Raw genomic sequence first — 25,468 nt, forward strand, 5'->3', positions numbered from 1 at the left:
GTTCATGAGTAAACCCGGACAAAGGGTATTGGTTGCACTGCGCAAGATGATCGCCGCGGGGGAGATCGCGGCGGGCGAGCGCGTGTTCGAAGTCACCGTGGCCGAGGCCTTGGGCGTGTCGCGCACGCCAGTGCGCATTGCCTTCCGTACCCTGGAGCAGGAGGGCCTGCTGGTGCAGTACGGCGCCCGTGGCTACCAGGTGCGCAAGGTCAGCGAGGAAGACATCGCCGGCGCCATCGAGGTGCGCGGGGTGCTGGAAGGGCTGGCAGCGCGGCAGTTCGCCGAACGCGGCGTCAGCGACGAAGAGCTGGCCGCCCTGCGCCAGTGCCTGGCGCAGGGCGATGAAATCTTCGCCAAGGGCCATGTCACCGAAGACGACCTGCAGCTGTACCACGACCTCAACATGCGCTTCCACCAGATCATCCTGCAGGGCAGCGGCAACCCCGCCATCGCTGCCGCGCTGCAGCGCAACGACCACATGCCGTTCGCCTCGGTGACGGCGCTGGCGGTTGACTGCGACAACCTGAAGGACGAATTCCGTCGCTTCGACTACGCGCACATGCAACACCACTCCATCGTCGACGCCCTGGCCAGCGGGCAGGGCGCCCGCGCCGAGGCCTTGATGCGCGAGCACGCCAACGCCACCCTGCGCTACGCCCGGGTGTTCCAGGCCGCCTCCGACCAGGTCAAAGTACTGCGCGGCTGAAATCTTATTCCACCCGCACCATCAACCTTCTTTGTGGGCGTGGCAGGCAGGTTTTGTTCACTTTCCTGCCCGCACCACACCCGGCATAATCGCGCCCCGCGCAGCGGCGCTACGTCGGGCCGCGGGACATCAGCCTTGAGGCGGACCGGCTGCTTTCGTTACCATCGCGCACGCCGTGCTCATTACCTACGGCATTTGTTTCTTTTTCCTACGCGCCCGGAGGGCGTTTCACCCCCTGAAACCGGCGTTTGCCTTCGTGGGCAGGCGTGTCGAGGTGTTCGGGGACTGCTGCTTTTTTAATTTTTTTGTCGTCAGAGCGGTTTAATGCCACAACCCATTCCCCTGAAAGACCACGAAAAAGAGAAGCGCCTGGTCAATCGGCGCCTTATCGCCTGTGCGGTCTTTGTGCTGGCCCTGGCCCTGGCCCTGGTGGGCCGCCTGTATTTCCTGCAGGTCATCGAATTCGCCTACCACTCCACCATTTCCGAGAACAACCGCGTCCACGTGTTGCCCATTCCGCCGGAGCGCGGGGTGATCTACGACCGCAACGGCGTGGTGCTGGCCACCAACCGGCCCAGCTTCAACATGACCCTGACCCGCGAGCGGGCAGGGGACTACCGCCATGTGCTGGACGAAGTGGTGCAGATCCTCGGGCTCACCGAAGATGACCGCAAGCAGTTCGACAAGGAACTCAAGCGCGTGCGCCACCCCTTCGAGCCCGTGACGCTGATGTACGAGCTGACCGAGGACCAGATCGCCAAGATCGCGGTGAACCAGTACCTGCTGCCGGGCATCGACGTGGAAGCGCAGTTCGTGCGCGAATACCCGCTGGGCACGCACTTCGCCCATTCGGTGGGCTACGTGGGCCGTATCAACGAGAAAGAGGCCAAGACCCTCGACCAGACCGAGTACCGCGGTACCCAGTCGGTGGGCAAGACCGGCATCGAGCGCTTCTACGAGGCCGAACTGCACGGCCACGTGGGCTACGAGGAAGTGGAAACCAACGCCCAGGGCCGGGTGATGCGCGTGCTCAAGCACACCGATCCGGTGGCCGGCAAAAACATCGTGCTGAGCCTGGACGCGCACCTGCAGCAGGCTGCCGAGGATGCCCTGGGCGACCGTCGTGGCTCGGTGGTGTGCATCGACCCGGACACCGGCGAGGTGCTGGCCATGGTCAGCAAGCCGGCGTTCGACCCGAACCTGTTCGTCACCGGCATCAGCTTCAAGCAGTACGCCAGCCTGCGCGACTCCATCGACCGACCGCTGTTCAACCGCGCCCTGCGCGGCCTGTACGCCCCCGGCTCGACCATCAAGCCGGAAGTGGCCATCGCCGGCCTCGACAGCGGCGCCACCACCGCCCAGTCGCGGGTGTTCGACCCCGGTTACTACGAACTGCCCAACTACGACCACAAATACCGCAACTGGAACCACAGCGGTGACGGCTGGGTGGACATGGACGCGGCCATCATGCGTTCCAACGACACCTACTTCTACGACCTGGCGCACAAGCTGGGCGTGGACCGCCTGCACGACTACATGACCCGCTTCGGCCTGGGCCAGAAAGTGTCCATGGACATGTACGAAGAAGCGCCAGGGCTGATGCCGTCCCCGGCGTGGAAGCGCGCCACCCGCCGCCAGGCCTGGTTCCCGGGTGAAACGCTGATCCTGGGGATTGGCCAGGGCTACATGCAGGTCACCCCACTGCAGCTGGCCCAGGCCACCAGCCTGATCGCCGCCAAGGGCGTGTGGCGCCGGCCGCACCTGGCCGAGACCGTCGGCGGCGTGGCGCCGGTGGACGAGAACCCGATGCCCAACATCGTGCTGCGCAACCCGCAGTACTGGGAGCAGGTGAACCACGGCATGCAGATGGTGATGCACGATCCGCGGGGTATCGCCCGTGCCGCCGCCCAGGGCGCGCAGTACCGCATCGCCGGCAAGAGTGGTACCGCGCAGGTGGTGGCGATCAAGCAGGGCGAGCGCTACAACCGCCTGAAAACCCTGGAACGCAACCGCGACAACGCCTTGTTCGTCGGCTTTGCGCCGGCCGAACACCCGAAGATCGTGGTGTCGGTGATGATCGAGAACGGTGAGGCCGGCGGCCGGGTCGCAGGCCCGGTGGTGCGGCAGATCATGGACGCCTGGCTGCTGGACCAGAACGGCCACCTCAAGCCTGAGTACGCCAACCCCACGCCGCCGGCCAAGGCCGACCCGGTGGCGGCAGCGCCGCTGCACCCCAAGCACTCCCCAGCATAACCTGTAGCAGCGGCCAAAGGCCGCGTCCCCTGGCATACCGCGGTGCCGGGGGACGCGGCCTTTGGCCGCTGCTACGGGGGTTGTCTTACTTCGCGCTGAACTTGAACACCGTTGTCTGGGTGTAGGCCTTGCCCGGGTCCAGCCGCGTGCTCGGGAACGCCGGCTGGTTCGGCGAATCCGGGTAATGCTGGGTCTCCAGGGTGAACGCGCCCCAGTGCGGGTACACCGTGCCGCCCTTGCCATGAATGCTGCCATCGAGGAAGTTGGCGGTGTACAGCTGCACCCCAGGCTCGGTGGTGTACAGCTGCAGCACCCGGCCCGACGCCGGGTCGTGCACCTCGGTGGCCAGGCGTTTCACGTCGCCGTGGGTGTCCAGCACCCAGTTGAAGTCAAAGCCGCCTTGCTTGGGCTCGGCGAACTTCAGCTGCGGGTGATCATCCTTGATGTGCGCGCCAAACGCCGTGGGCTTGAGGAAGTCCATGGGCGTGCCGGCCACCGGTGCCAGCTCGCCCGTAGGGATCAGCTTGGCGGTCACCGGCGTGTAATGGGAACCGAACACGGTGGCCACCTGCTTGAGGATGTCGCCGTTGCCGGCGCCCGCCAGGTTGAAGTAGCTGTGGTTGGTCAGGTTGAGCACCGTTGGCTTGTCGGTGGTGGCGCGGTACTCGATGCGCAGCTCGTTGCGCTCGTTGAGGCTGTAGGTCACGTGGGTGGTCAGGGTGCCGGGGAAGCCCATCTCGCCGTCCGCCGACACGTAGCTCAGGGTCACCCCAACGCTGTCCTTGGCCTTGCTCGGCTCAGCCTTCCACACGTGCTTGTCGAAGCCCTGGGTGCCCCCGTGCAGGGCGTTGGGCCCGTCGTTGGTGGGAATCTGGTAGGGCTTGCCGTCGAGGCTGAACTTGCCGTCGGCCAGGCGGTTGCCGTAGCGGCCGATGGTGGCGCCGAAGTACACCGTGGGGTTGGCCTGGTAGCCCTTGACGTCATCGAAGCCCAGCACCACGTCGGCGGCCTTGCCGTGCTTGTCGGGCACCAGCAGCGACTGCAGGATGCCACCGTAGGTAATGATGGTGGCTTGCACGCCGTGGCTGTTCTTCAGGGTGTATTTTTCGATGGCGGTGCCATCGGGCAGGGTGCCGAAGCTGCCGCGTTCGGCACTGAGCCCCGCGGCGTGGGCAGTGATGCTGGCCATCATGATCGAGAGTCCCAGGCTGGCGAGGGTAAGACGTGGTTGCATGGTAAGCCTTCCTTTTTGTTGTTGTGGCGGATGCTTGCGGAAATTTCCTGTCTATTGGTCAGACTATTTACCTTCATTTTTGCAGTGGCAAGCTTATATAGTCCAAAAAACAGCACTTGAAAAATAAATGGTAATACTATTTAGTGGTGTCGTGGCCCGGTGAGGCCCGCGCGTCAACAATAAGAACAGAAGGGCGTGACATGAATTGGCAGGCACTTTCCCCCGTGCGTTACCGGCTCGCCGAAGGCGCGTGCTGGGACGTCGCCACCCAGGCCTTGTACTGGGTGGACATCGCTGGCTTCAAAGCGTGCCGCCTGCAGGGCGGCGAGCAGCGGCACTGGCAGTTGCACGAGCCGGTGTCGGCGTTCATTCCCACCCAGGCCGGCGACGCCCTGGTGACCCTGGCCAGCGGCGTGCATCGCCTGGCCCTGGATTCCCCCGAACAGGCCCCGGCCCTGCGCCTGTGGTGCCAGGCCGACCCTGTCGCCGGCAACCGCGCCAACGAGGCCCGCTGCGACCCCCAGGGCAACCTGTGGCTGGGCAGCATGCAGAACAACCTCGACGCCGAAGGCGGCGACCTGCCGCTTGAGCGCCGCAGCGGCGGCCTGTTCCGTATCGACCACCAAGGGCGCGTGGCGCCGTTGCTGGCCGGGCAGGGCATCGTCAACACCCTGCTGTGGAGCGACGACGGCGCCTGGCTGTACAGCGCCGATACCCTCGACGGCGTGATCTACCGCTACCCCCTGGACGCCCAGGGCCTGCCCGGCCCGCGCCAGGTATGGGCGGCCGAGCACCCGCGCGGCGCCCCGGATGGCTCGGCCATGGACGCCGACGGCTACGTGTGGAACGCGCGCTGGGGCGGCCATTGCCTGCTGCGCTTCGCCCCCGACGGCAGTTTGGACCGAGTCGTCGAATTGCCGGTGGAACACCCCACCAGCTGCGTATTTGGCGGCCCGGACCTGACCCGGCTGTACGTCACCAGCTCGCGCCAGAGCGGCAGCCACAACCCCCTGGACGGCGCCGTGCTGTGGGCCGACCTGGGCGTGCGCGGCCAGCCGTGCCAGCGTTTCGGCGGGTGACACTACGTTACATAGAGACACCGGATTACATGCTAAGACTGTAAATCGCGCCTTTGCGGGTGCGCCACTCAAACCGCTGGACGCTGTAGCTATATCAAATAAGAACAAGGAGTTAGCTATGTTGAGTCGCCATGGGATGCGTTCCCTGTGCTGTGCCGCCGTGTCTACCGCCATCCTCGGCCTGGGCTCCACCGCCTTCGCCGCCGACCCGGTGAAGATCGGCTTCCTGGTCAAGCAGGCTGAAGAGCCCTGGTTCCAGACCGAATGGGCCTTCGCCGAAAAAGCCGCCAAGGACAAGGGCTTCGAACTGATCAAGATCGCCGTGCCCGACGGCGAGAAAACCCTCTCGGCTATCGACAGCCTGGCCGCCAACGGCGCCAAGGGCTTCGTCATCTGCCCGCCGGATGTGTCCCTGGGCCCGGCCATCGTCGCCAAGGCCAAGGCCAACGACCTCAAGGTAATGGCCGTGGATGACCGCTTCGTCGACGCCAACGGCAAATTCATGGAGGACGTGCCGTACCTGGGCATGGCCGCCTTCGAAGTGGGCCAGAAGCAGGGCGCCGCCATGGCTGACGAGGCCAAGAAGCGCAACTGGGACTGGAAAGACACCTACGCCGTCATCAACACCTACAACGAGCTGGACACCGGCAAGAAGCGCACCGACGGCTCCATCGACGCGCTGAAAAAAGCCGGCCTGCCCGCCGAGCACATCCTTACCGCCCCGCAGAAGACCCTGGACGTGCCCGGTGGCATGGACGCGGTCAACTCGGCGCTGCCCAAGCTGCCGGCGAACGCGAAAAACCTGATCATCGGCGGCATGAACGACAACACCGTGCTGGGTGGGGTGCGGGCCACGGCCTCGAACGGCTTCGAGCCTGACCACGTGATCGGCATCGGCATCAATGGCACCGACGCCATCGACGAGCTGAAGAAACCGAAAAGCGGCTTCTTCGGCTCGATGCTGCCCAGCCCCGACAAGGAAGGCTACAACACCGCGTCGCAGGTGTTCGAGTGGGTCACCACCGGCAAGGAACCGCCCAAGTACACCGCCATGGACGACGTGACGCTGATCACCCGCGCCAACTTCCAGGACGTGCTGACCAAGATCGGGCTCTGGAAGTAACGCCGACCCCGTAGCAGCGGCCACAGGCCGCGTCCCGGCGCACCGCGACAACCGCGACTAGCGCTGACGCAGCCTGCGGCAGCTGCTACGGGTTTTGCCATCGCTAGGTGAAGAGACTTCTCATGCATGCATCCACGGCAACACAACCACACACCGCCACCGGCAGCCTGCGCTTCGACGCCATCGGCAAGAACTTCCCGGGCGTGCGCGCGCTGTCCGACATCAGCTTCACCGCCCACCCCGGGCAGGTGCTGGCGCTGATGGGCGAGAACGGCGCGGGCAAGTCCACCCTGTTGAAAATCCTCGGCGGCGCCTACCAGCCCAGCGCTGGCCAGGTGCTGATCGGCGACCAGCCCATGGCGTTCAAGTCCGCCGCCGACAGCATCGCCCACGGCGTGGCGGTTATTCACCAGGAGCTGCACCTGGTGCCGGAAATGAGCGTGGCCGAAAACCTGCTGCTGGGGCACATGCCGGCGCGGTTCGGCCTGGTCAACCGCGGCGCCATGCAGCGCCGCGCCCGCGAGCTGCTCAAGGGCCTGGCCGACGAGATCGACCCCGGCACGCGCCTGGGCGAGCTGTCCCTGGGCCAGCGGCAACTGGTGGAAATTGCCAAGGCCATGTCGCGCAACGCCCACGTTATCGCCTTCGACGAACCCACCAGCAGTCTCTCGGCCCGCGAGATCGACCGGCTGATGACCATCATCGCCCGGCTGCGCGACGAGGGCCGGGTGATTTTGTACGTGTCGCACCGCATGGAAGAAATCTTCCGCATCTGCGACGCCGTCACCGTGTTCAAGGACGGCCGCTTCATTCGCACCTTCGATGACATGGCGCAGCTGACCCACGACCAGCTGGTGACCTGCATGGTCGGCCGCGACATCCAGGACATCTACGACTACCGCACCCGCGAGCAGGGCGGCGTGGCCCTGCAGGTAAAAGACCTGCTGGGCCCCGGCCTGCAGGAACCGGTGAGCTTCAGCCTGCACAAGGGCGAGGTGCTGGGCTTCTTCGGCCTGGTGGGCGCCGGGCGCACCGAACTGCTGCGGCTGCTGTCGGGCCTGGCGCGCCACAGCGCCGGCGACATCGAGCTGGAAGGCCGCCCGCTGCACCTGAAGAGCCCGCGCCAGGCCATCGACGCCGGCATCCTGCTGTGCCCCGAAGACCGCAAGAAAGAGGGCATCGTGCCGCTGTCCAGCGTCGCCGAGAACATCAACATCGGCGCGCGCAGCCGCCATGCCCACCTGGGCTGCCTGCTGCAGGGCCGCTGGGAGCGCGACAACGCGCGCCAGCAGATCAGCGCCATGAACGTGAAAACCCCCAGCCCTGGCCAGCAGATCATGTTCCTGTCCGGCGGCAACCAGCAGAAGGCCATTCTCGGCCGCTGGCTGTCGATGCCCATGAAAGTGCTGCTGCTGGACGAACCCACCCGCGGCATCGACATCGGCGCCAAGTCGGAGATCTACCAGATCATCCACAACCTGGCGGCCCAGGGCATCGCGGTGATCGTGGTGTCCAGCGACCTGATGGAAGTGATGGGCATCAGCGACCGCATCCTGGTGATGAGCGAAGGCGCCCTGACCGGCGAAGTGAACCGTGAACAGGCCGACGAATCCCGTCTGCTGCAACTGGCACTGCCACGCACCCGTGGCTGAACAATAATAAACGAGGTGCTTATGACCACTCCCACCACCCTGCACGCGCCGCGGCAAGGACTGAACATGCGCCGGTTTCTCGATGAGTGGGCCATGCTACTGGCGGCCCTGGGCATCTTCCTGCTCTGCACCCTGTTGATCGACAACTTCATGTCGCCGATGAACATGCGCGGCCTGGGCCTGGCGATCTCCACCACCGGCATCGCCGCCTGCACCATGCTCTATTGCCTGGCCTCCGGGCATTTCGACCTGTCGGTCGGTTCGGTCATCGCCTGCGCCGGGGTGATCGCCGCCGTGGTGATGCGTGACACCAACAGCGTGTTCCTTGGCGTGTCCGCGGCCCTGGGCATGGGCCTGATCGTCGGGCTGATCAACGGCATCGTGATTGCCAAGCTGCGCATCAACGCGCTGATCGCGACGCTGGCGACCATGCAGATCGTCCGCGGCCTGGCCTACATTTTCTCCAACGGCAAGGCCGTGGGCGTCATGAACGAGGGCTTCTATGTGTTCGGCAACGGCCAGGTGTTCGGCGTGCCGGTGCCCATCCTGATCACCATCGTCTGCTTCATCTTCTTCGGCTGGCTGCTCAACTACACCACCTACGGCCGCAACACCATGGCCATTGGCGGCAACCAGGAAGCCGCACGCCTGGCCGGCGTGCATGTGGACCGCACCAAGATCATCATCTTCGCCGTGCACGGCCTGGTGGGCGCCCTGGCCGGCGTGGTGCTGGCCTCGCGCATGACCTCCGGGCAGCCCATGGTCGGGCAGGGGTTCGAGCTGACGGTGATTTCCGCCTGCGTGCTGGGCGGGGTGTCGCTGAGCGGCGGCATCGGCATGATCCGCCACGTGATCGCCGGCGTGCTGATCCTGGCGATCATTGAGAACGCCATGAACCTGAAGAACATCGACACCTTCTACCAGTACGTGATCCGCGGGACCATTCTGCTGATCGCGGTGATTATCGACCGCTTGAAGCAGCGCTAATCTTCAGACGCGGCCTTTGGCCGCTGCTACGGGCGTAGCAGCGGCCGAAGGCCGCGTCCCCCACCCACTATCATGCAATTACATATGTATCCTACGCTGAACTAGACGCGGCGCTGCCATTCAAAGGAAAATGCCGCTCCCACCCGTGTCAACGAGCCTCATGAACAACCCCGACTGGATCATTTGCGAGCATTGCGACTCCGTCTACCAGCCCACCCCCCTGGTGCGCGGGGAAAAGTCCTGCTGCACCCGTTGCGGCGCGGTGTTGGCCCGGGGCGGGCAGATGAGCGCCCAGCAGCTGTTGGCGTTGTCCATCTGCGCGGCCATCGTCTTCTGCTTCGCCAACGCCTTCCCAGTGATCTCCATCAGCCTCCAGGGCCTGAGCAACGAAGCCACCCTGTGGCAGTCGGTGCAAGCCCTGGCCCAAGGGCGCATCAGCGTCATCGCCGCAGTGGCCGGGCTGACCATCATCCTGGCGCCCATGCTGCAGATCATCCTGCTGTGCTGGGTGCTCAGCTTCGCCTGCGCCGGCGTCGCCGCGCCCGGCTTCAAGGCCTGCATGCGCGCCCTGGAGCACCTGCGCCCGTGGAGCATGCTCGAGGTGTGCCTGCTGGGCATCCTGGTCGCCATCGTCAAGCTGGGCGGCATGCTCGACGTGCACCCCGGCCTGGGCCTGTGGGCGCTGGCCATGCTCACGGTGCTGATCATCCTGATTTCGGGCAAGAGCATCCGCCGCCTGTGGCATGACCTGGAAGGGGTCATTCCATGAGCCAGCCGCCCTATGCCCACGAACTCAAGCTGGTGCTGTGCCACACCTGCGGCCTGGCCTGCGCCGAAGGCAGCCACTACTGCCCGCGCTGCGACTCGGTGGTGCACCGGCGCAAGCCCGAAAGCCTGGCACGCACCTGGGCGTTCCTGATCGCCAGCCTGGTCTTCTACATACCGGCCAACCTGCTGCCGGTGATGTACACCGACATGTTCGGCAGCGGCAGCGAAAACACCATCATGAGCGGCGTCATGGAGTTCTGGGCCGGCGGCTCCTGGGACATCGCCCTGCTGATCTTCATCGCCAGCATCGCCGTGCCGTGCATGAAATTCGTGGTGCTGGGCACTTTGCTCATCACCTGCCAGCGCCGCAGCCAGTGGGCCATGCGCGAGCGCTCGAAGCTCTACCGGCTGATCGAGATCATCGGCTACTGGTCCATGCTTGACGTGCTGGTGGTGGCCCTGGTGGCGGCCCTGGTGCAATTCCATTCCCTGAGCAGCATCGAGCCGCGCCTGGGTATCCTGTTCTTTGGTTTGGTCGTGGTGCTGACGATGTTGGCGGCCATGAGTTTTGATCCCCGGCTTATCTGGGATGCAGAGGTTGAAGATGTCTGATCACCCAAGTTCCACCCTCACGCCTTCGAGCCCCGAGATCCGGCGCCGACGTTTCAACGTCTCGCTGGTCTGGCTGGTGCCGATCGTGGCCGCCCTGATCGGCCTGTCGATGGTGGTGCACAAGGCCATGTCGGCCGGCCCGCAGATCCAGATCAGCTTCCTCACCGCCGAAGGCCTGGAAGCCAACAAGACCCAGGTCAAGTACAAGAACGTGGTGATCGGCAAGGTCACCGCCATCACCCTCAGCGAAGACCGCAGCCACATCGACGCCACGGTCGAGCTGGACCAGTCGGCCAAGGCCTTCACCGCCCGTGACGCCCGCTTCTGGGTGGTGCGCCCGCGCATCGGCGCCGGCGGCGTATCGGGCGTCGACACGCTGCTGTCCGGGGCCTTCATCGGCGCCGACCCGGGCAACTCCGACGACACCGAGAAGAACTTCGTCGGCCTGGAGAACCCGCCGGCCATCACCTACGGCCAGAAGGGCAAGCGCTTCACCCTGCACACCGGTGACCTGGGCTCGCTGGACATCGGCTCGGCCGTCTACTACCGCCGTATCCAGGTGGGGCAGGTGGTGTCCTACCACCTGGCCGACGACGGCAAGGGCGTCGACGTCGACGTCTTCATCAATGCCCCCAATGACCAGTACGTGCGCAAGGACAGCCGCTTCTGGAACGCCAGCGGCGTGGACGTCAGCCTGGGCGCCAACGGCTTGAAGGTGAACACCCAGTCGGTGGCCTCCATCCTCTCCGGCGGCATTGCCTTCGTGGAGCCCAACTACAGCGCCGACAAGGCCCAGGCCGACGAAGGCCAGCAGTTCACCCTGTTCGACGACCAGGAAACCGCGCTGGCGCCACCCGATGGCGAGGCGCGCTACGTGCAGATGCGCTTCGACCAGTCCCTGCGCGGCCTGGCCGTGAACGCGCCGGTGGAGTTCCTGGGCGTCAACGTCGGCAAGGTGGTGTCGGTGGACCTGGACTACGACGCCAAGACCGAGACCTTCCCCACGGTGATTGGCGCGGTGATCTACCCCAACCGCCTGGGCAAGGCCCACGACAAGCTGCTGGCGCAGATGGGTGGCGAGGACGATGCCAAGGGCGCACTGCTGATGAGCCAGTTCGTCAAGCGCGGCCTGCGCGCCCAGGCGCGCAGCGCCAACCTGCTGACCGGCCAGCTGTACGTGTCGATGAACTTCGTGCCCAACGCCCGCCCGGTGCCCTTCGACATGAGCGCGCGGCCCATGGTGATCCCCACCGTGCCGGGCAGCCTGGACAAGTTGCAGGAGCAATTGCAGAGCTTCGTCGACAAGCTGAGCAAGATCCCGATCGACCAGATCGCCGACAACCTCAACGGCAGCCTCGGCCAGCTCAACAAGACCCTGGAGAACGTCAACGGCCAGGTGCTGCCGGAGATGCGTGACACCCTGGTGCAGACACGCAAGACCCTGGCCACCGCCAACGACAGCTTCGCCGAAGATTCGCCGCAGCGTCAGCAACTGGGCCAGGCCCTGGACGAGGTGCAGCGCACCGCGCGTTCGGTGCGCGTGCTCACCGACTTCCTCGGCCGCCACCCCGAAGCGCTGATCCGTGGCCGCCTCAAGGATGGCAAGCCGGACGCTTACCAGCCCACTTCGTCGACCTCTCGTGAACCTGCACAGGAATGACCGCCATGACCCTCCGTTCCCTGGCCCTGCTGGCCACCCTGGGCCTGGCGGCCTGCAGCTCGGCGCCAACCCACTACTACACCCTGGTGGCCACCGCGCCGGCCAGCCCCGCCAGCGTCCCGGCGCCGGCGTTCCAGTTCGAGATGCTCAGCGTGCGCATGCCGGTGCAGGTCGACCAGCCGCAGATGGTGGTGCGCCAGAGCACCGGCGCCCTGGCCATCCTCGAAACCGAACGCTGGGGCGCGCCCCTGGCCGACGAGTTCCACGACGCCCTGGCCGGGCAGCTGGAGCAGAAGCTGGGCACCCGCGACCTGGCGGGCCTGCCCAAGGCCGCCGACAAGCCGGTGGTGTCACTGCAGACCGACGTGCGCCGCTTCGATTCGCTGCCGGGCCAGTACGCGCTGATCGACGTGGTGTGGAGCCTCAGCCAGCGCAGCGACGGCCAGAAGCGCCGCACCCTGACCTGCGCCAGCGTGATCCGCGAGGCCAGCGGCGTGGGCATGGATGACCTGGTGCTGGCGCACCAGAAAGCCATCGGCCAACTGGCCGGGCAGATCGCCAGGGCGGCCAACAGCTGGGCCTGCCCAGGCTGACCACGGCGCATAATACGCGGCGCGCACGGACGCGGCCTGCGGCCGCTGCTACGGAGTTGCGTAGCAGCTGCCGCAGGACCTTCCTGTTCCCCTGCCTGGGCCGCACTGAGCTGGATGTGCAGGACGGTCTGGCCCAGGCCATCACCGTGGAAGACTCCATGTCCATGGTCCATGCCTCGGCGGGCAAGCTGGCGCCGGCGTCGGCGTTCCTGCTGTCGGAGCCGGCCATCGTTGCCGGCATGGCCAGCGCCACGCTGCCCGACAGCAAGGTGGCGTGGAAAGCGCTTGCCGCGGACTACGACAAGATCCGCGACCTGATCGAGCAGACCATCCCCGGCCTGCACGAGGACATGGTGGTGGAGGGCGAGGACGTGCTGCGCTTGATCACCTTGCACCACCATCTACGCCCTGGACGACCGCTACCGCGGCGTGTTCGGGCGGCGTGACGTGCTGTTCATGAGCCAGGCCGACCTCGACTCGCGCGGGCTGGCCCACGGCGACCTGGTGGACATCGAGACGGTGACCGAGGGGCGGCGGATGCGCTACGAGAAAATCACCGCCATCGAATACAAGATTGCCCCAGGTTCGGTGGGGGCCTATTACCCCGAGGCCAATTCGCTGGTGCCGCTGGACTACATCGACAAGGACAGCGGCACGCCGTCGTACAAGTCGGTGCCGGTGCGGGTGATGCGCTCCGAATTCAGCGGCCCCCCGTAACCGCAACTGTCTTGTAGCAGCTGCCGCAGGCGGCGTCCTGGGCGGTATAGTGCGCGGTGCCTGGGGACGCGGCCTGCGGCCGCTGCTACGGGGGGGCGTGGGAGCTGCCGTCAGAGGCCCAGGTCGCTCAGGCCTGGATGATCATCCGGGCGGCGCCCCAGCGGCCAGCGGTATTTGCGCTCGGCCTCGGTGATCGGAAGGTCGTTGATGCAGGCAAAGCGCCGTTGCATCAGGCCATTCTCGGCGAACTCCCAGTTCTCGTTGCCGTAGGAACGGAACCAGTTGCCCGAGTCGTCGTGCCACTCGTAGGCATAACGCACGGCGATGCGGTTGTCGGCGAACGCCCACAGCTCCTTGATCAGGCGATAGTCCAGCTCCTTGTTCCACTTGCGTGCCAGGAACGCCTGGGCCTGGGCGCGGCCGTGGATGAACTCGCTGCGGTTGCGCCAGTAGGTGTCCTCGGTATAGGCCAGGGCCACCTTGGCCGGGTCGCGGGAGTTCCAGCCGTCCTCGGCGCCGCGGACCTTTTGCGTGGCGGTTTCCAGGGTGAAAGGGGGCAGGGGCGGGCGGGGCGCTTCACTCATCGGGGTGTCCTCGGCAAAGGGGGAGGTACAGCATCGCCACAATTGTGCAAAGCTTCAACCACCGGGTGGCGCGCGCAAAAATTCGACCGGCACAGCCCCGGGCAGTATCATCCCCTGGCCCCTCACCACCCTCGCTCACGGAGTCGCGATGCCCACCGAGTCCCCCACGCCCAGCAACGGCGCGCCGATGATCCCCGAGCAGCGCCGCGAACAGATGCTGCGCCAGCTGCGGCGGCACCAGGTGCTCAGCGTGCATCAGCTGATGGAGATGTTCGAGTGCTCGCACATGACCGTGCGCCGCGACATCGCCCTGCTGGAGCAGGAGGGCCATGCCTATTCGGTGACGGGAGGGGTGCGCATCGCCAGCCAGGTGCACATGGAGCCCAGCCACGATTCCAAGGCCGTGGTGGAACTGCCGCAGAAGCAGGGCATGGCGCGGCTGGCGGCCGGCCTGCTGAAGGACGACATGACCCTGTACCTGGACGCCGGCACCAGCACCCTGGAGATCGTGCCGCACATCATCGCCCGCAGCGGCATGACCGTGATCACCAACGACTTCGGCATCGTCCACGCCCTGGAAGACGCCGCCCACGTGGACGTGATCCACACCGGCGGCCTGCTTGACCACCCCAACCGCTCCTGCGTGGGCGGGCTGGCCGCCGCCACCTTGCGGCAGATCGTCACCGACATCGCCTTCATCTCCACCAGCGCCTGGGACCTGCAGCGCGGCATCACCACGCCGTCGCCGCTCAAGGTCGAGGTCAAGCAGGCGGCCATGCAGTCCGCCTCGCGCTCGGTGCTGGTAGCCAGCAGCTCGAAATACGGCACCTTCGGCAAGTACCGGATCGCCGCCCTGCAACAGTTCGACACGCTGATCAGCGACACCGCCCTGGCGCCGGCGGCGGTGGAGAGCCTGCGCAAGCTGGGTGTGGACCTGCTGCTGGCCTGACACTTTTCCAATTTTTAACGTTTTTTAACACGCCTTTGGCCAGCAGCCACGGGGTGCGTTTACGTGCCTGTTGCTTTTTCGATGTTAAAAAATGTTAAATAACGATATCACTTCACAAGATCCGATCATGGGTCCATGATCAAGCACCTGCTGGATTCACCCGAGGAGTACTGCCATGAACAACAAGAACGTCGGTGTCATCGGCCTGGGCGCCATGGGCCTGGGGATCGCCCGCTCGCTGCTGCGTGCCGGCTTCAACGTGCACGCCTGCGACGTGCGCGCGGCCGTCACCGAACAATTTGCCAGCGAGGGCGGCGTGGCCTGCGCCACTCCCGCCGTCATGGCCGCTGCCTGCGAGGTGATCATCACCGTGGTGGTCAACGCCGAGCAGACCGAAACCGTACTCTTCGGTGACAACGGCGCCATCGCCGCGCTGCGCCCTGGCAGCCTGGTGATCGGCTGCGCCACCGTGGCGCCGACCTTCGCCGTCGAGCTGGGCGCACGCCTGGCCGCGCAAAACCTGCTGTACCTCGATGCGCCGATTTCCGGCGGCGCCGCCAAGGCCGCGGCCGGGCAGATGACCATGATGACCTCCGGCCCCGCCGACGCCTACGCGGCCGCCGAAGCCGTGCTGGCCGGCATGGCCGGTAAGGTCTACCGCCTGGGCGACGTCCACGGCCTGGGCTCCAAGGTGAAAATCATCAACCAGCTGCTGGCCGGCGTGCACATCGCTGCCAGCGCCGAAGCCATGGCCCTGGGCCTGCGCGAAGGGGTGGACGCCGATGCCCTGTACGAGGTGATCACCAACAGCGCCGGCAACTCGTGGATGTTCGAGAACCGCGTGCCACACATCCTCAAGGCTGACTACACGCCGCTGTCGGCGGTGGACATTTTCGTCAAGGACCTGGGCCTGGTGCTCGATACCGCCCGCGCCAGCAAATTCCCGCTGCCGCTGTCGGCCACCGCCCACCAGATGTTCATGCAGGCCAGCAGCGCCGGTTTCGGCCGCGAGGACGACTCCGCCGTGATCAAGATCTTCCCGGGCATCGAGCTGCCCGTGGCCAAGCCCGAGCAGGAGTGAGCAAGCGCCATGACCCTTTCCCCACACCGCCCGCTGCTGGGCTGCATCGCCGATGACTTCACCGGCGCCACGGACCTGGCCAACATGCTGGTGCGCGGCGGCATGCGCACCGTGCAGAGCATCGGCATCCCTGACGAGTCGCTGGCCGCGGGCCTGGACGCCGACGCCATCGTCATCGCCCTGAAGTCGCGCACCACCCCTGTGGCCGAGGCCGTGGACGAGTCCCTGGCTGCCCTTGAATGGTTGCACGCCCGCGGCTGCGAGCAGATCTTCTTCAAATACTGCTCCACCTTCGACTCCACCGCCGCCGGCAACATCGGCCAGGTCAGCCAGGCCCTGCTGGCGAAGCTGGGTAGCGATTTCACCCTGGCGTGCCCGGCCTTCCCGGAAAACGGCCGCACCATCTTCCGTGGCCACCTGTTCGTGCAGGACCAGTTGCTGAACGAGTCCGGCATGCAGCACCACCCGCTGACGCCCATGTGCGATGCCAACCTGGTACGCGTGCTACAAGCCCAGACCGACCAGAAGGTCGGCCTGCTGCGCTACGACACCGTGGCCCAGGGCGTGGACAAAGTGCGTGAGCGCATTGCCCAGCTGCGCGCCGACGGCATTGGCATGGCCATCGCCGACGCGGTGTCGGACGCTGACCTGTATACCCTCGGCGCTGCCTGCGCCGACCTGCCGCTGCTGACCGGCGGCTCGGGCCTGGCCCTGGGCCTGCCGGAAAACTTCCGCCGCGCCGGCAAGCTGCGCGCGGTGGACGCCGCGCAACTGCCTGCGGTCGACGGCGGCGAAGTGGTGCTGGCCGGTAGCGCCTCCCAGGCCACCAACGGCCAGGTCGCGGCCTGGCTGGAGGCCGGGCGCCCGGCGCTGCGCATCGACCCGCTGGCCCTGGCCGCGGGCAAACCGGTGGTCGAGCAGGCCCTGGCCTTTGCCCGTGACGCCGGCCAGACCGTGCTGATCTACGCCACCAGCTCCCCGGACGAGGTCAAGGCCGTGCAGGCCGAACTGGGCGTGGAGCGCGCCGGTGCCTTGGTCGAACAGGCCCTGGGTGAAATCGCCAAGGGGCTGCAGGCCGCCGGCGTGCGCCGCTTCGTGGTGGCCGGTGGTGAAACCTCCGGCGCCGTGGTGCAAGCCCTGGGCGTGCGCCTGCTGCAGATCGGCGCGCAGATCGACCCCGGCGTGCCCGCCACCGTCAGCACCCAGGCGCAACCCCTGGCGCTGGCGCTCAAGTCCGGCAACTTCGGTGGCCGCGACTTCTTCAGCAAGGCCCTCAACCAATTGGCGGGAGTGTCGGCATGAGCCAGGAAAACGCGCTGCGTGAAGAGATCTGTGACATCGGCCGCCTGCTGTTCGGCCGCGGCTACACCGTGGGCAGCGCCGGCAACATCAGCGCACGCCTGGACGACGGCTGGCTGATCACCCCTACCGACGCCTGCCTGGGCCGCCTGGACCCGGCCAACATCGCCAAGGTCAACCTGGCAGGGGAGTGGGTGTCCGGCGACAAGCCGTCCAAGACCCTGGCCCTGCACCGCCAGGTGTACGACCGTAACCCCGGCGTGGGCGGCGTGGTGCACACCCACTCCACCCACCTGGTGGCCCTGACCCTGGCCGGCGTCTGGCAGCAGGACTGCATCCTGCCGCCGATCACGCCGTATCAGGTGATGAAGGTCGGGCCGATTCCACTGATCAACTACGAGCGCCCCGGCTCGCCATTGGTGGCCGACCAGGTGGCGCTGCTGGCCAACAGCGTGCGCGGGGTGATGCTCGAGCGCCTGGGCCCGGTGGTCTGGGAAAGCTCGGTGGCCAAGGCCGCCTACGCCCTGGAAGAGCTGGAAGAGACCGCCCGCCTGTGGCTGATGACCCAACCGCGCCCCGACGCCCTCGGCGCCGAGGCCCTGGAAGCCCTGCGCGCGGCCTTTGGTGCGCAGTGGTAAGCAGCGCGCTGGCTTGATGGCCCACAACAATAACAACAGGTGATACGAGAATGACTCAATCTGTTTGCATGTCCCGCCCACACGCCCGCCGTGCGGGGTGCCCGGCATGAGCCCGCTGATGCTGATGCTCACTGCCGGCGCCGGCATTGCCGTGCTGCTGGTGCTGGTGCTCAAGTACAAGTTCCAGCCCTTCGTGGCGCTGATGCTGGTGAGCATCGTCGTCGCCCTGGTGGCCGGCGTGAAGGCCCAGGACCTGGTCGCCACCATTGAAGGCGGCATGGGCAAGACCCTGGGCCACATCGCCATCATCATCGCCCTGGGCGCCATGATCGGCCGCATCATCGAGCTGTCCGGCGGCGCCGAGGCGCTGGCCAAGACCCTGATCGCCCGCTTCGGCAACCGGCGCACGCCGCTGGCGCTGACCGTGGCCGGGTTCATGGTCGGCATCCCGGTGTTCTTCGAAGTCGGCGTGATCATTCTCATGCCGCTGGCCTATGGCGTGGCCCGGGCGGCGCGCAAGCCGCTGCTGATCTTCGCCTTGCCGATGTGTGCGGCGCTGCTGTCGGTGCACGCGTTCCTGCCGCCACACCCGGGCGCCGTGGCCGCTGCCGGGCAACTGGGCGCCGACCTGGGCCGGGTGCTGATGTTCGGCCTGCCGATCGTCGGCGTGCTGTGCCTGGTGGGCTACGTCATCGCCGGGCGCATGACCCGCCGCGTCTACCCGATGACCGACGACATCCGTACCGAAGTGTACGGCCCCCATGTCACTAACCAGGACCTGGTGGCCTGGGCCAAGGGTGACTACACCCACACCAGCGAAGCCGCCCACGCCAAGACCCTGGGCCTGGAGGAAAGCGCCAGCAGCCTGAAAGCCCGCCTGCCGGTGGCGCCGCCCCCCGGCTTTGGCGTGGTCATTGCGTTGATCCTGTTGCCCATCCTGCTGATTCTGCTGGGCACCCTGGCCACCACCTTGCTGCCGGCCGAATCGGCGCTGCGCAGCGTCATGACCGTGCTCGGCGCGCCGCTGGTGGCGCTGTTGCTCGATACCCTGCTGTGCGCCTGGCTGCTGGGTTCGCGCCGCGGCTGGAGCCGCAACCAGGTGTCTGACGTGATCGGCTCGGCGCTGCCGGGCGTGGCCATGGTGATCCTGATCGCCGGTGCCGGCGGGGTGTTCGGCAAGGTGCTGGTGGACACCGGCATCGGTGCGGTAGTCTCCGAAGCCTTGCGCAACACCGGCCTGCCGGTGCTGGCCCTGGGCTTTATCCTGACCCTGCTGCTGCGCGCGGTGCAGGGCTCCACCACGGTGGCGCTGGTGACCACGGCCGGTATCCTCAGCCCGCTGATCGCCACCCTGAACCTGAGCGCCAACCACATGGCCCTGCTGTGCCTGGCCATGGGCGGTGGCGGCCTGGCCATGTCGCACATCAACGACGCCGGCTACTGGATGTTCACCAAGCTGGCCGGCTTGAACGTGGGTGACGGCCTGCGCACCTGGACCCTGCTGGTGACCCTGCTCGGCACCCTGGGCTTCCTGATGACCCTGTTGCTGTGGCCCTTTGTCTGAATTTGTCGAACACCGGAGTTAACATGCCTCGTTTCGCTGCCAACCTCAGCATGCTGTACCCGCAACACGACTTCCTCGACCGCTTCGCCGCGGCCCGGGCCGACGGTTTCGACGCCGTGGAATACCTGTTCCCCTACGACTACAGCGCCGCCCAACTCAAGCAGCGCCTGGACGACAACGGCCTGGTGCAGGCGCTGTTCAACGCCCCGCCCGGCGACTGGGCCAAGGGCGAGCGTGGCACTTCGAGCCTGCCGGGCCGCGAGGCCGAATTCCGCGCAGGCTTTGATCAGGCCCTGGAATACGCCGCGGTGCTGGGCAACAACCGCGTGCACGTGATGGCCGGGCTGCTGCCGTCCGAAGCCGAGCGCGCCCGCCACCACGCGGTGTACCTGGAAAACCTGGCCTACGCCACCGCCCAGGCCGTCAAGGTCGGCGTCACTGTGCTGCTGGAGCCGATCAACACCCGCGACATGCCTGGCTTCTTCCTCAACCGTCAGGACCAGGCCCAGGCCATCTGCCGCGAAGTGGGCGCCGCCAACCTCAAGGTGCAGTTCGACTGCTACCACTGCCAGATCGTCGAAGGCGACCTGGCGGTGAAACTGCGCCGCGACATGGCCGGCATCGGCCACATCCAGATCGCCGGCGTGCCGGACCGCCACGAGCCGGACCTGGGCGAGCTGAACTACCCGTACCTGTTCCAGCTCATCGACGACCTGGGCTACGACGGCTGGATCGGCTGCGAGTACCGCCCCAAGGGCGACACCAGCGCCGGCCTGGCCTGGCTGCGCGACTGGCGCGCCCCGTAGCAGCGGCCGCCAGGCCGCGTCCGGCTTCACGCGGTGCGGCTGATGCCGCGCGCGATCACTGTTCAACCATCCAGCCCCCACAGAAAAGTTGTCCCCGGAAATCGTGAGTATCTCTGTGGATAAAACGCCCAACCCCAGCAAAACCGGGGGTGGAGTCGATGTGATGAAATAATGACCAAACCGGTGGGTCCAGCACCGTTCGGAGGCTCTGTTAGACTCAATGGATTGACCTGCCAGGGCTTTCGGACATGAGTGAACCCATCCGCCTCACCCAGTACAGCCACGGCGCCGGTTGCGGCTGCAAGATCTCGCCCAAGGTGCTGGAGGTGATCCTCGCCGGCAGCGGCGCGCAACACCTGGACCCCAACCTGTGGGTGGGCAACGCCTCGCGTGACGACGCGGCGGTGTACGGCATCGATGGCGAGCGCGGGGTGGTGTCCACCACCGATTTCTTCATGCCGATTGTCGACGACCCCTTCGACTTCGGCCGCATCGCCGCCACCAACGCCATCAGCGACATCTACGCCATGGGCGGCGACCCGCTGATGGCCATCGCCATCCTCGGCTGGCCGGTGAACGTGCTGCCCGCCGAGGTGGCGCGCGAGGTGATCCGCGGGGGGCGCGCGGTCTGTGATGCCGCCGGCATTCCCCTGGCAGGCGGGCATTCCATCGATGCCCCGGAGCCAATCTTCGGCCTGGCAGTGACCGGCCTGGTGGAAAAGCGCTTCATGCAGCGCAACGACACCGCCACCCTGGGCAGCCAGTTGTACCTGACCAAACCCCTGGGCATCGGCGTGCTGACCACGGCGGAAAAGAAAGGCCTGCTGCGCCAGGCCGACGTCGGCGTGGCGCGCGACCTGATGTGCACCCTGAACAACGCCGGCAGCCGCTTCGCCCGGTTGCCAGGCGTCACCGCCATGACCGACGTCACCGGCTTCGGCCTGCTTGGCCACCTGGTGGAGATGGCCGACGGCAGCGGCCTGACCGCCCGCCTGCAGGTTAGCCAGGTGCCGGTGCTGGCCAACATCGAATACTACCTGGAGAAGGGCTGCGTGCCCGGCGGCACCCTGCGCAATTTCGACAGCTACGGCGAGCGCATTGGGCGCCTGACCGCCATGCACAAGCTGCTGCTGTGCGACCCGCAGACCAGCGGCGGCCTGTTGGTGGCCGTCGAACCCCACGCCCAGCAAGCGTTCCTGGCGCTGGCGGCGGAGCTGGGCATGGCCCTGGCGCCCATCGGCCACTTCGAGGCCCAACAGGCCCACGCGGTGGAACTGGATGCGTGACGACTGCCGGGACTATCGCGCGCTGTTCCTCGCCGACACCCCGCTGATCGACGTGCGCGCGCCAGTGGAGTTCCACCACGGCGCCTTCGCCCACGCCTGCAACCTGCCGCTGATGGACGACCTCGAGCGCGAGCAGGTGGGCACCTGCTTCAAGCAGCACGGCCAGCAGGCCGCCATCGAACTGGGCCACCGCCTGGTGCAGGGGGCGCTCAAGCAGGCGCGCATCGACGCCTGGCGGGCGTTCACCGAACGGCACCCTGATGGCTACCTGTACTGCTATCGCGGCGGCCTGCGCTCACAAATCAGCCAGCAGTGGCTGCGGGACGAGGCGGGCGTGCAGTACCCGCGGGTGGTGGGCGGCTACAAGGCGCTGCGCCACTGCCTGCTGAGCGTCACCGAAGAGGCGGCGCAGCAGTGTGATTTCGTGCTGCTGGGCGGCATGACCGGCACCGGCAAGACCGAGGTGCTGCAGCGCCTGGACAACGCCCTGGACCTGGAGGGCCACGCCCATCACCGGGGTTCCAGCTTCGGCAAGCACGCCACGCCGCAGCCGGTGCAGATCAACTTCGAAAACCAGCTGGCGGTGGATATCCTCAAGCAGCGCGAGCGCGGCGTGCAGCAGTTCGTGCTGGAAGACGAAGGCCGCGCCATCGGCAGCCGGGCGGTGCCGCTGGCGCTGTACCGGCGCATGCAGGGCGCGCCGCTGGTGTGGCTGCTGGACAGCGTCGAGCAGCGCGTGCAGCGCATTCTCAAGGATTACGTGGTGGACCTGTGCGCCGAGTTCGTCGGCCTGCACGGCGCCGACCAGGGCTTTGCGCTGTTCGCCCAGCGCATGCAGCAAAGCCTGGCCAGCAACGTCAAGCGTCTGGGCGGCGAGCGCTTCCAGCGCCTGGCCAGTGCCATGGACGCGGCACTGGACGAGCAGTACCGCAGCGGCGCGGTGGAGCTGCACCGGGCGTGGATCCGCGTGCTGCTGGACGAATACTACGACCCCATGTACGCCTACCAGCGCCAGGCCAAGGGCGCGCGCATCGAGTTCATGGGCAGCGCCGACGAAGTGGAGGCCTACCTCCACCACCGCCGCCGCCAAACCCCGTAGCAGCTGCCGCAGGCCGCGTCCGCTAACTTACAGGACCGCAGCCCCGATCAAGCCGGTGATCACGCCCACCACCATGGTCAGTACCGCCACCGTCACCAGCACCTTGGCATCGAAGGATTTGCGCAGCATCAGCATCGACGGCAGGCTCACGCTGGGCAGGGTCATCAGCAGCGCCACCGCCGGCGCGGTGCCCAGGCCCAGGGTCATCAGGGTTTGCACGATGGGGATTTCCGCCGCCGTGGGAATCACGAACAGCGTGCCCACCACCGCCAGCGGCACCAGCCACACCAGGCTGTTGCCCATGGCGCCGTCCACGTGGGGGAACAGCCACACCCGCGCAGCGCCCAGCAGCAGCACGGCCAGCACGTAGATCGGGATGGTGGTCCAGAACAGCTGCCACAGCGAGCGCATCCAGCGGTTGAACAGGTTGCCCTGGGGGGCGCTGGACGCATCGGCCACCGCCTCCACCGCAGGCTCAGGCAGCACTTCCGGCGCGGCGATGCGCTGGGCGTACAGGGACACGCCGACCACCAGGATTACCCCGGCCACCAGGCGCAGCACAGTGAAACCCCAGCCCAGCACGAAGCCCATGAAGATCAGCGTGGCCGGGTTGAGCACCGGGTTGGCCATCCAGAACGCCAGCGCCGCGCCCACCGACACCCGCTGGCGGCGCAGGCCGGCCACCACCGGCGCGGCGCAGCAGCTGCACATCATGCCCGGCAACGCGAACAGCCCGCCGCGCACCGTCGAGCCCAGGCCGGCGCGGCCGAACACCCGCAACAGCCAGTCGCGCGGTATCAGCACCTGCACCAGCGAGCCCAGCAGCACCCCCAGCACCGCGGCCTTCCAGATGGCCAGGAAGTACACCTGGGCGTAGGCCAGCGCGGCGGCCATGGGGTCCTGGGCGTGGTCGTCGATGATCGAGGCGCCGATGCTGTGGTTGCTGGCCGCCACGAACGACTTCAGGTAATAGGGCGACCACTTCACGTAGTACAGGCCAACCACCGCCACCAGCACGAACAGCAGCGGCTTGAGCCAGAACAGGGACGAACGCGTATGGGCGGGGGAGGTGAGCGTGCTCATGGCGGCGGTACCGGCGAGGGGGAAGGTAACGAATAATTGTAGCCGCACATTGTCTTGTGGGAGCTGGCTTGCCAGCGAGCTGTTCAGGTCTCAACAGCTCGCTGGCAAGCCAGCTCCCACAGGGAATAGCAATACACCGCGTTGCCTGCGACGCCGCCTGCGGCAGCTGCTACAGTGATTTCACCAATAAGGATAATGGCCCGATGGCCCCGCAAAACCGGGGGCATACGGGGCTTGGGCAGGACCGTCGCGGCACCCTCAGTGAGTTCCAATCATGCGCGCTCTCGTTACCGTGGCAGGCGTGGCAATGCTGGTGTTTTCCCCCTTCATACTGGCCGACGATCCTCCCGCCAGCCCCGCCAAGGCCATCCAGAAGGCCGAGGTGCTGGAGCAGAAGGCCGCCGACAAGGACACCGCCACCCCGGTGCCCAAGGCCGAGATCATCACCAAGACCGAAGCCCAGGTGGTGGACCCCGCCGGCGCCAAGCCGGTGGACGAGCCACTGACCTGCCTGGCGCGCACCATCTACTGGGAAGCCAAGGGCGGCACCCCGGCCGACATGGACGCGGTGGCCCACGTGGTGCTCAACCGCGTCGGCCACGAGGGCTTCCCCGGCACCGTGTGCGAGGTGGTGAAGGAGGGCGCCGACAAGAAGGTCTGCCAGTTTTCCTGGTGGTGCGACGGCCGCGCCGATGACGTGCAGGAGGCCGACCGCTACAGCATCGCCAAGGAAATCGCGCGCAAGGCGCTCAACCAGGAGTCGCCGGACGCCACCCATGGCGCCATGTATTTTCACGATAGAAAGGTGAAGCCGGCGTGGGCGGGCAAATACCTGCGCACGGCGCAAACCGCCGAATTCCTGTTCTACAAGCCGCGCGAAGGCAAGGCTAAATAGCCGTGGCCAGGCACTGGCGCACCACGCGCGTCAGATGCACCGGGTCGGTGAGGTAGGCGGCATGGCCCTGGCGCCGCAGCGGGTACAGGGTCAGCCCGCGCAGGCGGTCCACCAGCGCCGCCGGGCACAGCAGGCACGGGTCGTGGTCGCTGGCTTCGCCCAGCAGCATGAAGGGTTGGGCCTTGAGCGCGCGGCAGTCCTCCAGCGACGGCGTGATGGTGTCCAGCGCCGCTGCTTCGTTGACGAAGGCTGGCGCGGTGGCGACCATGGCCGGCCACAGCGGAATCTGCTTCATCAGTTCCACCTGCGCCGGGTTCATCCGCACGATGTGGGTCAGGGCGTGCACCGTGGCCGCCTCCAGCTCACCCTGCGCCACCAGCGCCTGCAGGCGCGGCAGGTGGCCGTCGCTGGCCTGGCGTGGCAGCGAGTTCATCGGTTCGTACAGCACCAGCGTACCCTTGAAACCATCGCGCAGGGCGTACATCAGTGCGCAGCCGCCGCCAAAACTGTGGCCCAGCACCGCGCAACCATCACCGGCGAGTTCCACCATGGCAGCCAGGTCGTCCAGCTCGGCGTCGAGGCAATAGGGCGCCGCGCCATAGGGGCTGGCCCCACGGCCGCGGCGGTCGTACAGGTACACCGTGTGGCTCTCGCCCAGCAGTTGCGCGAACGCCGTCCAGTCCCGCGCCTGGCTGAAGGCACCATGGCACACCACCAGCGCCGGGCCGGTGCCCCAGCGCTGGTAGCCAATGGACGTTCCATCGCGGGAAATGACAGATCCTTGCATGGGTAAGGCCTCG

General features: G+C 66.8%; 23 protein-coding genes and 1 pseudogene. 20 read left to right on the plus strand and 4 right to left on the minus strand.

Features of this window, described 5'->3' with window-relative positions:
- The first annotated feature begins 4 nt into the window (after positions 1–4).
- The gene (locus tag AC0J42_RS11420) at positions 5–706 is read left to right on the plus strand and encodes a GntR family transcriptional regulator (protein ID WP_473006211.1); all 702 of its coding nucleotides are present in this window, start codon (positions 5–7) and stop codon (positions 704–706) included.
- A 324-nt stretch (positions 707–1,030) separates the two neighbouring features.
- Positions 1,031–2,959, plus strand: a complete 1,929-nt coding sequence (mrdA, locus tag AC0J42_RS11425) for a penicillin-binding protein 2 (protein ID WP_473006212.1) — start codon at positions 1,031–1,033, stop codon at positions 2,957–2,959.
- An 85-nt stretch (positions 2,960–3,044) separates the two neighbouring features.
- Here the strand turns inward: mrdA and AC0J42_RS11430 are convergent, their stop codons facing one another.
- On the minus strand, positions 3,045–4,193 hold the full coding sequence (locus AC0J42_RS11430; protein WP_473006213.1) for an aldose epimerase family protein: 1,149 nt from the start codon (positions 4,191–4,193) through the stop codon (positions 3,045–3,047).
- Between the two features lie 200 nt (positions 4,194–4,393).
- Here AC0J42_RS11430 and AC0J42_RS11435 point away from each other — a divergent pair, with 200 nt between their 5' ends.
- From AC0J42_RS11435 to AC0J42_RS11475, 9 genes and pseudogenes are all read left to right on the plus strand, one after another.
- Entirely contained in the window at positions 4,394–5,272 is an 879-nt protein-coding gene (locus tag AC0J42_RS11435) for an SMP-30/gluconolactonase/LRE family protein (protein WP_473006214.1), read from the plus strand.
- Positions 5,273–5,390: 118 nt separating this feature from the next.
- The gene (locus AC0J42_RS11440; RefSeq protein WP_416423667.1) at positions 5,391–6,395 is read left to right on the plus strand and encodes a substrate-binding domain-containing protein; all 1,005 of its coding nucleotides are present in this window, start codon (positions 5,391–5,393) and stop codon (positions 6,393–6,395) included.
- A gap of 122 nt (positions 6,396–6,517) precedes the next feature.
- The gene (gene araG, locus AC0J42_RS11445; protein ID WP_473006215.1) at positions 6,518–8,047 is read left to right on the plus strand and encodes an L-arabinose ABC transporter ATP-binding protein AraG; all 1,530 of its coding nucleotides are present in this window, start codon (positions 6,518–6,520) and stop codon (positions 8,045–8,047) included.
- Positions 8,048–8,068: 21 nt separating this feature from the next.
- The gene (araH, locus tag AC0J42_RS11450; RefSeq protein ID WP_416423669.1) at positions 8,069–9,034 is read left to right on the plus strand and encodes an L-arabinose ABC transporter permease AraH; all 966 of its coding nucleotides are present in this window, start codon (positions 8,069–8,071) and stop codon (positions 9,032–9,034) included.
- 160 nt (positions 9,035–9,194) lie between these two features.
- The gene (locus AC0J42_RS11455) at positions 9,195–9,803 is read left to right on the plus strand and encodes a paraquat-inducible protein A (RefSeq protein ID WP_416423670.1); all 609 of its coding nucleotides are present in this window, start codon (positions 9,195–9,197) and stop codon (positions 9,801–9,803) included.
- A complete protein-coding gene (locus AC0J42_RS11460) occupies positions 9,800–10,414 on the plus strand; it encodes a paraquat-inducible protein A (protein ID WP_416423671.1) in 615 nt (204 codons plus the stop codon). The genes AC0J42_RS11455 and AC0J42_RS11460 overlap by 4 nt, the downstream gene beginning before the upstream one ends.
- Positions 10,407–12,074, plus strand: a complete 1,668-nt coding sequence (locus tag AC0J42_RS11465) for a PqiB family protein (protein WP_416423672.1) — start codon at positions 10,407–10,409, stop codon at positions 12,072–12,074. Before AC0J42_RS11460 ends, AC0J42_RS11465 begins: the two co-directional genes overlap by 8 nt.
- Before the next feature lie 5 nt (positions 12,075–12,079).
- Positions 12,080–12,667 carry a PqiC family protein gene (locus AC0J42_RS11470; protein WP_416423673.1) on the plus strand — a complete coding sequence of 196 codons (588 nt, stop codon included), beginning with the start codon at positions 12,080–12,082 and terminating at the stop codon, positions 12,665–12,667.
- 47 nt (positions 12,668–12,714) lie between these two features.
- A pseudogene (locus tag AC0J42_RS11475) lies at positions 12,715–13,384 on the plus strand (molybdopterin dinucleotide binding domain-containing protein); the annotation flags it as partial.
- A 110-nt stretch (positions 13,385–13,494) separates the two neighbouring features.
- Here the strand turns inward: AC0J42_RS11475 and AC0J42_RS11480 are convergent.
- On the minus strand, positions 13,495–13,968 hold the full coding sequence (locus tag AC0J42_RS11480) for a nuclear transport factor 2 family protein (RefSeq protein WP_473006216.1): 474 nt from the start codon (positions 13,966–13,968) through the stop codon (positions 13,495–13,497).
- Between the two features lie 148 nt (positions 13,969–14,116).
- Here AC0J42_RS11480 and AC0J42_RS11485 point away from each other — a divergent pair, with 148 nt between their 5' ends.
- From AC0J42_RS11485 to mnmH, 8 genes are all read left to right on the plus strand, one after another.
- On the plus strand, positions 14,117–14,917 hold the full coding sequence (locus AC0J42_RS11485) for a DeoR/GlpR family DNA-binding transcription regulator (protein ID WP_473006217.1): 801 nt from the start codon (positions 14,117–14,119) through the stop codon (positions 14,915–14,917).
- 175 nt (positions 14,918–15,092) lie between these two features.
- Complete coding sequence (ltnD, locus tag AC0J42_RS11490) at positions 15,093–15,998, plus strand: L-threonate dehydrogenase (protein ID WP_473006218.1); 906 nt, start codon at positions 15,093–15,095, stop codon at positions 15,996–15,998.
- 9 nt (positions 15,999–16,007) lie between these two features.
- Positions 16,008–17,300 (plus strand): 3-oxo-tetronate kinase, encoded by a 1,293-nt coding sequence (gene otnK, locus AC0J42_RS11495; RefSeq protein ID WP_473006219.1) that lies wholly within the window; start codon positions 16,008–16,010, stop codon positions 17,298–17,300.
- Positions 17,297–17,935, plus strand: a complete 639-nt coding sequence (gene otnC / locus AC0J42_RS11500; RefSeq protein WP_473006220.1) for a 3-oxo-tetronate 4-phosphate decarboxylase — start codon at positions 17,297–17,299, stop codon at positions 17,933–17,935. Before otnK ends, otnC begins: the two co-directional genes overlap by 4 nt.
- 106 nt (positions 17,936–18,041) lie before the next feature.
- Positions 18,042–19,499 (plus strand): GntT/GntP/DsdX family permease, encoded by a 1,458-nt coding sequence (locus tag AC0J42_RS11505; RefSeq protein ID WP_473006221.1) that lies wholly within the window; start codon positions 18,042–18,044, stop codon positions 19,497–19,499.
- A gap of 23 nt (positions 19,500–19,522) precedes the next feature.
- Positions 19,523–20,305 carry a 2-oxo-tetronate isomerase gene (gene otnI / locus AC0J42_RS11510; RefSeq protein ID WP_473006222.1) on the plus strand — a complete coding sequence of 261 codons (783 nt, stop codon included), beginning with the start codon at positions 19,523–19,525 and terminating at the stop codon, positions 20,303–20,305.
- 248 nt (positions 20,306–20,553) lie between these two features.
- On the plus strand, positions 20,554–21,591 hold the full coding sequence (gene selD / locus AC0J42_RS11515) for a selenide, water dikinase SelD (protein WP_473006223.1): 1,038 nt from the start codon (positions 20,554–20,556) through the stop codon (positions 21,589–21,591).
- On the plus strand, positions 21,584–22,690 hold the full coding sequence (mnmH, locus tag AC0J42_RS11520) for a tRNA 2-selenouridine(34) synthase MnmH (RefSeq protein ID WP_473006224.1): 1,107 nt from the start codon (positions 21,584–21,586) through the stop codon (positions 22,688–22,690). Before selD ends, mnmH begins: the two co-directional genes overlap by 8 nt.
- A 27-nt stretch (positions 22,691–22,717) precedes the next feature.
- On the opposite strand, the gene AC0J42_RS11525 is transcribed toward mnmH, so the two are convergent.
- The gene (locus tag AC0J42_RS11525; RefSeq protein ID WP_473006225.1) at positions 22,718–23,773 is read right to left on the minus strand and encodes a permease; all 1,056 of its coding nucleotides are present in this window, start codon (positions 23,771–23,773) and stop codon (positions 22,718–22,720) included.
- A gap of 274 nt (positions 23,774–24,047) precedes the next feature.
- Between AC0J42_RS11525 and AC0J42_RS11530 the strand changes: the two genes are divergently transcribed.
- The gene (locus AC0J42_RS11530; RefSeq protein WP_416423680.1) at positions 24,048–24,668 is read left to right on the plus strand and encodes a cell wall hydrolase; all 621 of its coding nucleotides are present in this window, start codon (positions 24,048–24,050) and stop codon (positions 24,666–24,668) included.
- On the opposite strand, the gene AC0J42_RS11535 is transcribed toward AC0J42_RS11530, so the two are convergent.
- Positions 24,661–25,455, minus strand: a complete 795-nt coding sequence (locus tag AC0J42_RS11535) for an alpha/beta fold hydrolase (protein ID WP_473006226.1) — start codon at positions 25,453–25,455, stop codon at positions 24,661–24,663. The genes AC0J42_RS11530 and AC0J42_RS11535 overlap by 8 nt on opposite strands.
- Between the last annotated feature and the right edge of the window lie 13 nt (positions 25,456–25,468).

It is taken from the genome of Pseudomonas sp. Tav-5-1A (genome assembly GCF_055755055.1).